Annotated in this window: 7 protein-coding genes and 1 pseudogene; 4 read left to right on the top strand and 4 right to left on the bottom strand. The window is 64.9% G+C overall.

Features of this window, described 5'->3' with window-relative positions; translation table 11 throughout:
- Positions 1-112: 112 nt before the first annotated feature.
- A complete protein-coding gene (locus AAFX91_RS33140; protein WP_130581234.1) occupies positions 113-496 on the bottom strand; it encodes a phasin family protein in 384 nt (127 codons plus the stop codon).
- 335 nt (positions 497-831) lie between these two features.
- On the opposite strand from AAFX91_RS33140, the gene AAFX91_RS33145 reads away from it, so the two are divergent.
- Positions 832-4,206, top strand: coding sequence for a PAS domain-containing protein (locus AAFX91_RS33145; RefSeq protein WP_394569368.1), 3,375 nt, complete (start codon positions 832-834; stop codon positions 4,204-4,206).
- A gap of 242 nt (positions 4,207-4,448) precedes the next feature.
- Entirely contained in the window at positions 4,449-5,273 is an 825-nt protein-coding gene (locus AAFX91_RS33150; RefSeq protein WP_130583092.1) for a metallophosphoesterase, read from the top strand.
- Here AAFX91_RS33150 and AAFX91_RS33155 read toward each other — a convergent pair.
- The 3 genes from AAFX91_RS33155 to AAFX91_RS33165 all read right to left on the bottom strand — a co-directional run bounded on the left by AAFX91_RS33155 (position 5,212) and on the right by AAFX91_RS33165 (position 7,414).
- Entirely contained in the window at positions 5,212-5,697 is a 486-nt protein-coding gene (locus AAFX91_RS33155) for a cyclic nucleotide-binding domain-containing protein (protein WP_130583093.1), read from the bottom strand. The two genes, AAFX91_RS33150 and AAFX91_RS33155, sit on opposite strands and share 62 nt — an antisense overlap.
- A gap of 115 nt (positions 5,698-5,812) precedes the next feature.
- Positions 5,813-6,340: a tautomerase family protein gene (locus AAFX91_RS33160; RefSeq protein WP_130583094.1), complete on the bottom strand. Its 528-nt coding sequence runs from the start codon at positions 6,338-6,340 to the stop codon at positions 5,813-5,815.
- 102 nt (positions 6,341-6,442) lie between these two features.
- Positions 6,443-7,414, bottom strand: coding sequence for a GlxA family transcriptional regulator (locus AAFX91_RS33165; protein ID WP_394569369.1), 972 nt, complete (start codon positions 7,412-7,414; stop codon positions 6,443-6,445).
- 309 nt (positions 7,415-7,723) lie between these two features.
- Here AAFX91_RS33165 and AAFX91_RS33170 point away from each other — a divergent pair, with 309 nt between their 5' ends.
- Positions 7,724-8,752, top strand: a complete 1,029-nt coding sequence (locus AAFX91_RS33170; protein WP_130583096.1) for a Fe(3+) ABC transporter substrate-binding protein — start codon at positions 7,724-7,726, stop codon at positions 8,750-8,752.
- Between the two features lie 145 nt (positions 8,753-8,897).
- Positions 8,898-10,416: pseudogene (locus AAFX91_RS33175) on the top strand (ABC transporter permease).
- Positions 10,417-11,469 lie beyond the last annotated feature (1,053 nt).

An 11,469-nucleotide genomic window follows, 5' to 3' on the forward strand; every position in this document is an offset into this window, starting at 1 on the left:
GCTTCCTCCTAAAAGAAAGCCTTGAATCACGTTCAATCTGATTTGAGAATCCCAAGAGTCCACACGGCCTAGGGCTTCGGCTCTGATTCAATCAGAACCGAAGCCCTAGATCTCATGATTTCGGCTTGATCGCGTCCATCGCGGCGCGGCCGACGATCTGGCCCATTTCGCTCGCCTGCTGCGCCAGCGTGCGCATCTGGGCCTGCACATATTCGCTGTGCAGCCGCATCACTTCGCTGACGTCCTTGGCCTTCACGAGGGATTCCGCATAGTCCAGCGACGCCTTGACGTTGTTTTCGGCGTAAGTGAGCGCCTTGCTTGAAATGTCCTTGGCGCCGGCGCGAACCGTGGCGCTGCGCTCCTCCAGCGAGCCCGCAGTCTCCTGTGCGCTGGCCAGAAACTTCTCGAAGGTCTTGCGAGCCTGCTCGAAGCTCGCCTCCGCCATCGATCGTACGTCCTTCGGAATCTCGAAACGGTCCCGCGCATCGTTGCTCATGGTCCACTCCTTGTTCTCTGCCAGGCCTTTTTGGCCCTTTCCTCCCGTTCGGTCGCATCAGCCTACCGTCAAAAGACCTCGCCCGAATGACGTAAGCTTTTTTTGCCATCGTGAACTTTTGACGCAGGTTTGCAAGGTACAACGCCAAACCGGGCTTGATCGTTGGGGCGAGTTAACGTTATCGCGGCTTTGGATCGTGGGTAGTTTGGCGAGGCCGTGGACCTGCCGCGTCGCACTTGCGATACTAACGGTCTGTTAAGGCTGTCATCGTTTGGCCGCCGATTTCTTTCAGCCATCGGCGAGCGAGAAGCGAAACCGTGCGGTCAAGTTGCGCGATGAATAGTGCGGAATTCCAGTTGCAGGGCCTCGGCGATCCGCGGCTGGCTGTGCATGCAACGAGCCCCCTGCCCACATGGCTGTGGTCGATCGACGGCAAGCGCGTGTTGTGGGCCAATCCGGTCGGCGCGCAATCGTTCGGCGCCGGGAACGGCGCGGCGCTTTTGGGGAAGGTGTTCGGGCCGGCCGACCAGCATCGGCGGCAGATCGCGCAGCTCGCCGGCCGCCTGCCGCAAAATGGCGCGGTAAGGCTGGAGCGGCTGCGCGGCTTTGGCGCACCGCCCGGCATGCTCGCCACCTGCGCCTGCTCGCGGCTCGAATTCGCCGATGGCCGGCATGCCGTCTTGATCGCCGCCGCGAGCGGCGCGATCAATCGCGCGATGCCGCTGCTCGAACGGCTCGCACGCCTGGTCCGGGGTGTCGACGTGCCGATGGCCGCGTTCGCGCGCGACGGCATGTTCGTCGGCGCCAGCGACGCCGCGCGGGCCCTGCTCGGCTTCCGCAATCTCACCGAGGCCGGCCTTGATGCCGCGCGCGAAGACGCGCTCCGGCAGGGTCGGGCCGAAACCTCCTTCCGCATCGGCCACATGGTGCTGCAGCGCGTCGGCAGCGGCGCGGATGTCGGCCTCATCGCGCTGATGATGCCCGCGGTCGCAGAGACCGAGGCCGCGCCCTCTCCGCCGGAAACCGCGACCGGCCCGGCTGCCAGGCAGCCGTTCTACGAGCAGCCCGCGCTGTCAGGGGAAGCGCCCGCCGAATTCGCGCTGTTCGATGCGCTGGATACGGAACCCGAGGAAGCCGAGCCCTCGCCCTTTATCGAGCCGGTCGCCGACGAGCCGTCGGTGCCGGTCGCAACGCCCTTGTCCTACACGACGCCGGATGGACGCACGCCGGCCGGCGCGTCCGAAAAGACGCCGTCATGGCATGACGAGCCGCTGCCAAATACGCGCCGCACCCCGCTGCGCTTCATGTGGCAGATGGACCGCGAAGGCCGCTTCTCGCTCGGGTCGGACGAGTTCACCCGGCTGATCGGCGTGCAGGCGGCGGCCGGCTTCGGCCGGCTGTGGAGCGACATCGCCGACAGGTTCGGCCTCGATCCCGAAGGCCGGGTGATGAAGGCCTTTGCCACTGAGGATACCTGGAGCGGCATCACGCTGAACTGGCCGGTCGATGGCGGCGGCCGGCTAAGGATCGAATTGTCGGGCCTGCCCATCTTCGACAGCGCGCGCAATTTCGCCGGCTATCGCGGCTTTGGCGTCTGCCGCGATTTCGACGGTCTGGCGCGGCTGGAGGCGCTGCGCCGCTACGAATTTTTCAGTGGACCGCCGGCCCAGCCACTGTCCGCCGACACAATTCCGGCCGAGCCTGAGCCATTGGAAGTGCGAGAAGCGCCGCGGCCCGAGGTCTCATCCGGCGCGGCGCCGCCGACAGAGCCCACTGCGGCATCTGCAACCAGTGCGGAAGTGCCCGAGCCGAAAGCGTCCGAGATTTTACAACAGAGCGATTTGGAAACGATTTTGGATACGCCCAAGGACATCTCAACGGAAACGCCGGTCGAGGCGCCCGGCAACGTGCTGCCATTCCGTCCGCCCGGCGAACCGAAGCCGCCGTCGCTGACGCCGGTCGAGAACAACGCCTTCAACGAACTGGCGCGGCAATTATCGGCACGGCTCGAAAGCCAGATCGCCGAAGCGTCGGCGCCATCGGCGACCGAAGAGCTGGTCGCCGATGCACCGCCACCGCCTGTGGAAGCGCACGAACCAGCCTTCGAAGCGCCAATCGCGGACCAGCCCGTGACTGCCGCGCCGGCGACTGCCGCGCCGGAATGGCTGAGCGAGCCCGAGCCGGCGCCGCGCGGCGAAGCCAGGCGCGACCGCGCGCTGCTCGACCTCATGCCGACCGGTGTCCTGATCTATCGGCTCGACCGGTTGCTCTATGCCAATCCCGCCTTCCTTAAGCGGATGGGATATGAGAGCGTGCGCGCGCTGGAGGATGCCGGCGGACTGGATGCGCTGTATGTCGAGCCCGGCGTTTCGGCCGCCAGCAGCACCTCCGACAGCGGCACGCCGGTGCGGATCGCAGCAGCCCCGCCGCATGGCGATCCCGGCCATGGAAGCGCGGAGGCGCACCTTCACACGATCTCCTGGGACGGCGATTCCGCGCTCGCTTTGATCTTCGCCGAGCGGCACGACGAGGGCGCGGCCATCGCAGCGGCGATGGCGGCGGAGCCGCTTCCGCCTGACGTAGCTCCGGGGATAGGACTGGCCGATGCCGAGGAGCTCGGCGCCATCCTCGACACCGCCGCCGAGGGCGTCGTGATGTTCGATGCCGAGGGCAACATCAATTCCTGCAACCGCAGCGCCGAGGCGCTGTTCGGCTATGACGGCGACGAGCTCGTGCAGCGCAACCTCGCCGATCTCTTTGCGCCCGAAAGCCAGCGCGTCATGCTCGACTATCTCGAGAGCATCAAGGGCGAAGGCGTCGCGAGCCTGCTCGACCACGGCCGCGAGGGGCTCGGGCGCGTGCGCCAGGGCGGCCTCGTGCCGCTGTCGATCACGATGGGCCGCACCCGCGCCGACGGGCCGAACTTCTTTGCGGTGTTCCGCGATCTCTCGCAGGCCAAGAAGAGCGAGAGCGAGTTGCGCGAGGCCAAGCGCCTCGCCGAGCGCGCGGCGATCGCGAAGGCCGACATGCTGGCGCGGATCAGCCACGAAGTGCGCACGCCGCTGAACGCCATCATCGGCTTTGCCGAAGTAATGATCGGCGAGCGTTTCGGCACGCTCGGCAACGAGCGCTATCTCGAATACATGAAGGACATCCGCGCCTCCGGCGAGCACGTGCTGGCGATCATCAACGATCTGCTCGATCTCTCGCGGATCGAGACCGGCAAGCTCGATCTCGCCCTCACCGACCAGAATCTGAATGAAATGGTCGAAAGCTGCGTCGCGGTGATGCAGCCGCAGGCCAACCGCGAGCGCATCATCATTCGCACCTCGCTTGCGCATATGCTGCCGCCGGTGCTGGCAGATGCGCGCGCGCTGCGCCAGATCACGCTCAATTTGATCGGCAATTCGATCCACCTCGCCAATGCCGGCGGCCAGGTCATCGTCTCGACCGCGTTGTCCGATTTCGGCGAGGTGATGCTGCGCGTCCGCGACACCGGACAGAGCCTCAACGACAACGAGGTCGCCGCGGCCCTCGAGCCGTTCCGCACGCCGGCGCCGTCGGACCAGACCACCGAAAGCTCCGCCGTCAGCCTGTCGCTGACGAAGGCATTGGTCGAAGCCAACCGCGCCAGATTCCACATCAAGACCGGGGGCCGCTCCGGCACCCTGATCGAAGTGGCGTTCCCCCACGCCACCGCGCGGGCGTGAGCACGATCCCGTAGCCCGGGTGAAGCCCAGCGCAATCCGGGACAGGTGCATCCGCGTTCGCGAGGCGGCCTTGGGTTACGCTGCGCTCCACCCGGGCCACGGCGCTGCGGGGATGTGTCGCGTTCGCGGGATGCGACACGGCACAATTATTGCTCGATTTTCCCGACGTGAATGCATCGGCGCCTGACGCGCCCAATTCCTGAGCAATTTGATTTCACCTCATCGATCCTGATCGAGGTCCCATGCGCTGCCTGGTCGTTGCCGATCTGCATTATTCATTGCCGCAGTTCGACTGGCTGCTCGCGGCCGCGCCGCAATTCGATCTGGTGGTCTTTGCCGGCGATGCGCTCGACATCTCATCGATCGTCGATTTCCGCGCCCAGATCGTCGTGGTGAAGAAATATCTTTCACTGCTCGCAGCGCGCACCCGCGTCATCCTCTGCTCCGGCAATCACGATCTCGACGAACGCAATCCGGACGGCGAGAAGATCGCGCGCTGGGTCTCTGACGCCAGGGAACTCGGGATCGCCGGCGACGGCGACAATCTGACCATCGGCGATACGCTGTTCACGGTGTGCCCGTGGTGGGACGGCCCAAAGGTGAAGGAGCGGCTCGACGCGCAACTTCGTAACGCCGCCGTCAACCGGCCCGCGAATTGGATCTGGGTGCATCACGCGCCGCCCGCAAACTCGCCGACGAGCTGGGGCGGCAAGCGCTTCTTCGGCGATGTCGAACTGGTGCAATGGATCGAGCGCCATCAGCCGTCGATGGTGATATCAGGCCATGTGCACCAGTCGCCGTTCATTCCTGATGGTTCGTGGTTCGACCGATTAGGCGCGACCTGGGTGTTCAACACCGGCCGCCTCCCCGGTCGTCCGCCGACTTATATCGTACTTGATATCGACCAAGGCAGCGCGTTCTGGCTGGCGCCGGGCGAGGAGCAGACCATCGATCTCAACGCATCGCTGCAGCCGGCCGCGCGGATCGAGAACCCGCCGCCCTGGCTCACATCCTTGGGTCTGATTGCCGATCCGATCCTGGCGCGACCTGCATCGGCGGCAGGTTGATCATGCTCTGCAGGATCTCGCCGACCATCGCCAGATGCGTGCCATGGTCGGCATATTGGTGCATGAGATCGGCGAGATAGGTGGTGGCGACGTTGAGCCGTTGTGCGAGCAGCCGGGCCAGCAGCAGCGCCACTTCCGGCTGCTCGCGCAGGAAGGCCGCCGCATCATCGAATTCATAGACCAGCGAGTCGGATGCAGCGCGCACCGTTGCGGTGTGCGGCTGATCGAGCAGCACACTCATCTCACCGAGCACGGCGCCGGGCTCAGCGAGCACCGCGACCACGGCATCGCCCTTGATCACTTCCAGCCGCCCTTCGATCAGCACGAACAGATGCCCGGTCTTGCCGCCCTCATGGATGATGAGCGCGCCGGACGGCACCTGCCGCCGAACTGCCGCGCCGCAATAATCCAGGATCGTCCGCATCCGAACCCCACCTCCCGGAAGGAAGACTAGGCGCAGACTTCCCCGAGGGGAAACGCATTAGCTGGGCGCGCTGCCCAAATTGTCGGCACTTCGGGGGACGCCGCAGGACGACGCATCAATCGATCCCCTTGCGCGCGGCATCGAGCGCGCCGGCCAAGAGTTCGAGCGCCTTCACGCGGCGCCGTCGTGCCAACCGCTCCTCGCCGATCTTTCGCTCATGCTCGCCGGCGATGAAGGCCTGGATGTCCGGCAACGGACGGATCGCGCCGCGGCTGCCCCATTGGCCGTCCGGCACCTCGGTCGGAAATACCCAGACGCGCGGCGCGACGTCTTCGAACGTACCGCCGTCCGCGCGCACGATAGCGTCGGTGATGTCTTTCACCAAGGCCTTGCGCGAAGCTTCGGTGTACTGCCCTTCCGGCACCGTCGGGACGATGCGGTAACGCGGCAACGCCGAGCGTTGGCCCGCGACGTAGACGGCGGCCGGCCGATGCAGAAACACGACCGTCACGCTTTGGGCGACCTCATTGGCAGGATCGAATCCTTCGTGTCCGATCAGGATATCGCCCAGTTCCTTGATCAGCCGCGCTTCGGCTTCGCTGTTCAATGCCCCTTCGGGAATGGTCACGTCGATCATCGGCATAAAGACCTCCTGTGCTCGTTCGCAAGCCGAGGTCTAGGTGCTGAGCGGTTCTGCCGACAGTGGCAGTATCGCCATCTTTCGAGGAAATTCGGACAGGCGCGGCTATGCGGCCGGCACAGCGCGGGCGTTGCGGCGCGCGAAACGGCGTTGATATTCGCGAGGTGAAAGCCCGGTTTCGCGTCTGAATAAGCGGCGGAAGGTGGAGAGATCGTTGTAGCCGACACGGGCGCTGACCGCATCGACGCTCAAGCCTTCGGTTTCGAGCAGCCGCTTTGCCACATCGACGCGCAGCGCTTGCAGGTACTGGAGCGGCGCCCCGCCGGTCGCGAGCTTGAAGCGGCGGTTGAGCGTGCGCTCGCTGACCGCAAGATGCTGCGCGAGTTCGGCGAGGCTGAACCCATGTTGTAGTGACTTTTCCATCCAGCGTTGCGCCCGTGCCACCAGCGCGTCCGAATGCTGCGGCGCGCTCGGCATGCTGGCGTAGGAGGTCTGCGAGACGCGGTTTGACTCGATCAGCATCAACTTGCCGGTTTCGGCCGCCACTTCGAGGCCAGCAAATTTCTCAACCAGGCGAAGCGCCAGATTGAGCGACGTCGTCACCGCGGCGGAACAGACGATGCGGTTCTGCTCGGTCAGGATTTCCGAGACCCGGAGGTCCACTTCGGGGTAACGTTTGGCGAATGCCTTCGCCTTCGCCCAATGCGTCGTGGCAACGCCACCGTCGAGCAGGCCGGCCTCGGCGAGAATGAAACTGCCGGTACAGTAGGAGGCGAGCAGCGCCCCGCGCGCGTGCTGGCGGCGCAGCGCAGCAAGCAGCGGTTCGACAATGTCGATTCTTTCGAAGAAGCGCTCAATGTTGACAACGAAGGGTCCCGGCACGACCACCGCATCCGCGGCGGCACGTGCGCTGATCGGCCCGTCGACGTCGATGACCTGGCCCGAAGCGGTCTCGACCGGCTTGCCGTCCAGCGACTCGACCCGCCATTGCAGCAGCGGCGCTCTTGCCCCGCGATGGTGAGGCCGTTCTGCCCATACCGCATTGGCCGCGGTGAAGACGTCGATCGCCCCCGCCACGCCGGAGGCCAGGATGCCGTCATAGACCCAGATCCGGACGAGCGGCATGGTCCTGTCCGATTTTGCTCATGAGGGGGCGATACTGCCATCCCGCGTTCTGACGAACAAGCCGAACAACAAGGCCTGGAGGAAAATGCCCGGCCCCGACGACACTCCGCAGAGTTCGTGGAATCCAAATTTGGAATCGCTCTAAGTCGTTACGCTGGAATCACTCTAAATCATCCCGTTCGCGACATCGGGTCGCGGACATCTTGGCGTCGCCTGCGCTAGGCACTCTGGTACCGCGTGACATCCTGCCGGAGCAGCCTCATGATTAATCTTCGCGTCCTCGCCGCGTCAGCGGCGGTGCTGTGCCTGACCTTGCCCGCCGTCTCGACCGCATCAGCCGACAATGGCGAAGTCAACGTTTACACCTATCGCGAGACCAAGCTGATCCAGCCGCTGTTCGATGCCTTCACCAAGGACACCGGCATCAAGGTCAATGTCGTCTCGGCGAGTTCGGGACTTGAGCAGCGTATCAAGGCGGAGGGCACCAACAGCCCGGCCGATGTGCTGCTCACGGTCGATATCGGCCGCATCGACGAAGCCGTGCAGGCCGGCGTGACCCAGCCGATCAAGTCGGAGGTGGTCGAGAAGATCGTCCCGGCGCAATATCGCGATCCGGACGGGCATTGGGCCGGCATTTCCATGCGCGCACGCGTGATCTACGCTTCCAAGGATCGCGTCAAGCAGGACAAGGTCACCTATGAGGAGCTCGCCGACCCCAAGTGGAAAGGCAAGATCTGCATCCGCTCCGGCCAGCACATCTACAACAACGCGCTGTTCGCGGCCTACGTGGCCAAGCACGGCGAGGCCAAGGCCGAGGAATGGCTGCGTGGCGTCAAGGCCAATCTCGCGCAGAAGCCGTCGGGCGGCGATCGCGAAGCCGCGCGGGACGTCGCCGCTGGCAAATGCGACATCGGCATCGGCAACACCTATTACTGGGCGCTGATGATGAACAACGATCCCGACAAGAAGCCGTGGGCGGAGGCGACCCGCGTCGTGCTGCCGACCTTCGAGGGCGGCGGCACCCACGTCAACCTTTCCGGCGTGCTGCTCGCCAAGCACGCGCCCAACAAGGCCAACGCCGTGAAGCTGATCGAATGGCTCGCCGGCGAACCGGCGCAACAGATGTATGCCGACCAGAACTACGAATATCCGGTTCGTGCCGGCGTCGCCGTCAATCCCACCATTGCGGGCTACGGCACACTGAATGCCGACAGCCTGCCGATCTCGAAGATCGCCGCAAGCCGCAAGGCGGCGGCAACGCTGGTGGACAAGGTCGGCTTTGACAACTGACCTCTCCGCTTCGCCCCCTCTCCTGCCCGCTGGAGAGGGCCGGGGCGAGGGTGCTGCTGCGATTCACGCCGCCCGAAAAAAGAGAGCGCCCACTCGCGGGACGCGACGCGTCTACGCCGGCCGGATCGCCGCGGCAATCGCGGTGATGACGGCGGTCCTGGTCGCGGCTCCCGTCATCTCGATCGTGTCGCTTGCCATGCAGCCGGCGCCGGAAGTGTGGCACGACCTGATCAACTATGTGCTGCCGGCGGCGCTGCTCGACACCGCGCTCCTGCTCGCCGGTGTCGGTGCGCTGACGCTTCTGCTCGGTGCCGGCACCGCGTGGCTGATCTCGCGCTATGATTTCCGCGGCCGCCGCACGCTGCTGTGGCTGATGCCGCTGCCGCTGGCGGTCCCGACCTATCTCGCCGCTTACGTCTACGCCGATTTGTTCGAGCCGCTCGGCCTCGTCCATCGCACGCTCGCGATCTGGCTGCCGCTGCGTGACGCTGTCGGCGCGGGCGATGTTCCAGTTTCAAACCGCCGAATTCGCCGAGGCCGCGAAGACGCTCGGCGCCGGCAAATGGACCGTGTTCTGGCGCGTGTCGCTGCCGATGGCGCGGCCGGCACTTGCGGTCGGCGTGGCGCTGGTATCGCTGGAGACATTGAACGATATCGGTGCCAGCGAATATCTCGGCATCCGCACGCTGACGGTCTCGATCTTCACGACCTGGCTCAACCGCGGCAGCCTCGCCGGGGCTTCGCAACTCGCCTGCCTGATGCTCGCCATTGTCGCCGGCCTGGTCATCATGGAACGCTACGGCCGCCGCAATACCAATGCCGAACTCGCAGCCGAGAGCCCGCGGCTGATGCCGCGAACGCCGCTGGTGGGCGCAAAAGCGTGGTCGGTATTCGCAACATGCCTGCTGCCGGTGCTGATCGGCTTCGTCGTGCCGCTACTCTATCTTATGCATCAAAGCATCAAGCGCGGGCTGCTCGCCAATTTCGATACGTCGCTCTGGCGCCACGCGTTCCACTCGGTCGCGTTTGCCAGCCTGGCCACGCTGCTGGCGCTGCTGCTCGGGTTCTCCACCATCATCGCCCATCGCTGGCGGCCAAGTCCGTTGCAGCATGTCGCGATGAACATCTCGCAGGCCGGCTATGCGCTGCCCGGCCTCGTGATCGCGCTTGGCCTGCTCGCGCCGGTGCTTGCTGTCGACAATGGGCTGAACGCGCTCGCCGCGTGGACTGGGCAATCGCTGCCGGGATTGATCCTGATGGGCTCGGGCTCAGCCGTGGTGATGGCCTACGCGATCCGCTTCCTGGCGGTGCCGACCGGCTTGCTCAAGGCCGGTTTTGAGCAGATTCCGCGCGACTATGACGAGAGCGCGCGCGCCGTCGGCGCCGGCCAGGCAACGATTCTGCACTGGATCCACCTGCCGCTCTTGAAGCCCGCACTGTTCGGCGCCGCCATCATCGTCTTCGTCGATTGCCTGAAGGAGTTGCCCGCAACGCTTCTGCTGCGCCCGCTGAATGTCGAGACGCTGTCGACCTCGATCTACCAATTCGCCAGCCGCGGCAGTTTCGAGGAAGGCGCACTCGCAGCCCTGCTCATCATCGCCGCCAGCATCGGCCCGGTGGCGTGGCTGACACGCTTCTCCGACGTGCCGAACGGTCCGGCGTGAGCGCAGCACATTCCGGGACGCGCTCCGCCCCCGCCGTCATTCCGGGGCGCGCGTGAGCGCGAGCCCGGAATCCATTCCCGCTACCAATCACCGCCGTCATTCCGGGGCGTCCGAAGGACGAGCCCGGAATCCATCGAGCCGCAGGCGCGAGCAGTGACATGGATTCCGGGCTCGATGCTTCGCATCGCCCCGGAATGACGGCGGAGAATAATTCGCCAGCGATTCCAAAGTGATTTGCCTCGTCCACTCCTCGCGCGAAAAACATTCCACTTCCGCCGTCGGGCAAATCAGCACTATGACTCCGCGCGTCTCACCCGAGAGAGGGGCGGCTCGCGATCGTCACGAACGTTGCGGTGAGATGCGGTGGACGTTGGTGTTGCGACAGACGAACGCAACATCAGCGGACGGCGAAGTCGTGTGGTCCTGGCGCCCCGACGCTGGCGCTAAGTCCTGGGGGATGGAAACATCCCTAAGGGTGACGGTGGCAAGAAAGCCCGGTCACCGGTCCGGTCACCGGGGAGAGCACGAAGTAAGCCGTAACACCATCGCGCAGGGAAAGCCGGAGTGTTTTCGGTTGAACCTGTGGTCCTACCCCGTGCTTTTTGTTGCACGTACCCATGGGTGCAACCGGCACCCGGCTTTCCCTGCGCCCTCCGATATCGAGGAGGGCGAAACGAGATGCAAAGCTCGGGCGTAACTCGCCGCGAGAACGCGGACTTACATTCTCACGCTGTTTAAAAATTGAATCAGAAACTCTCCCCGTCATTGCGAGCGCAGCGAAGCAATCCATGCCTCCGCAAGCGGCGAGATGGATTGCTTCGCTGCGCTCGCAATGACGATAGTGGAGAGAGTGTACGGGACAACGCTTTCCCGGTGCCCGTTGATGCGCCCTCGCCCCTTGTGGGAGAGGGCAGCTCAGCGGTCAGCAGCGAACTCGATGGGGTGAGGGGTTCTCTCCACGAGCACGGAAGCGCGTGGAGAGAACCCCTTGTATCTGCACGGGCATGATTTGTGCGATGGAAGCGATTTAGCGTCTTGGCCGGTGGCCACCGG

It is taken from the genome of Bradyrhizobium sp. 31Argb (assembly GCF_043638955.1).
Classification (GTDB): Bacteria; Pseudomonadota; Alphaproteobacteria; order Rhizobiales; family Xanthobacteraceae; genus Bradyrhizobium.

What these genes read in the sequence shown, in the direction of transcription:
- AAFX91_RS33140 (WP_130581234.1), bottom strand. Translation starts at nt 496, where the DNA reads ATGAGCAACGATGCGCGGGACCGTTTCGAGATTCCGAAGGACGTACGA.
- AAFX91_RS33145 (WP_394569368.1), top strand. Translation starts at nt 832, where the DNA reads ATGAATAGTGCGGAATTCCAGTTGCAGGGCCTCGGCGATCCGCGGCTG.
- AAFX91_RS33150 (WP_130583092.1), top strand. Translation starts at nt 4,449, where the DNA reads ATGCGCTGCCTGGTCGTTGCCGATCTGCATTATTCATTGCCGCAGTTC.
- AAFX91_RS33155 (WP_130583093.1), bottom strand. Translation starts at nt 5,697, where the DNA reads ATGCGGACGATCCTGGATTATTGCGGCGCGGCAGTTCGGCGGCAGGTG.
- AAFX91_RS33160 (WP_130583094.1), bottom strand. Translation starts at nt 6,340, where the DNA reads ATGCCGATGATCGACGTGACCATTCCCGAAGGGGCATTGAACAGCGAA.
- AAFX91_RS33170 (WP_130583096.1), top strand. Translation starts at nt 7,724, where the DNA reads ATGATTAATCTTCGCGTCCTCGCCGCGTCAGCGGCGGTGCTGTGCCTG.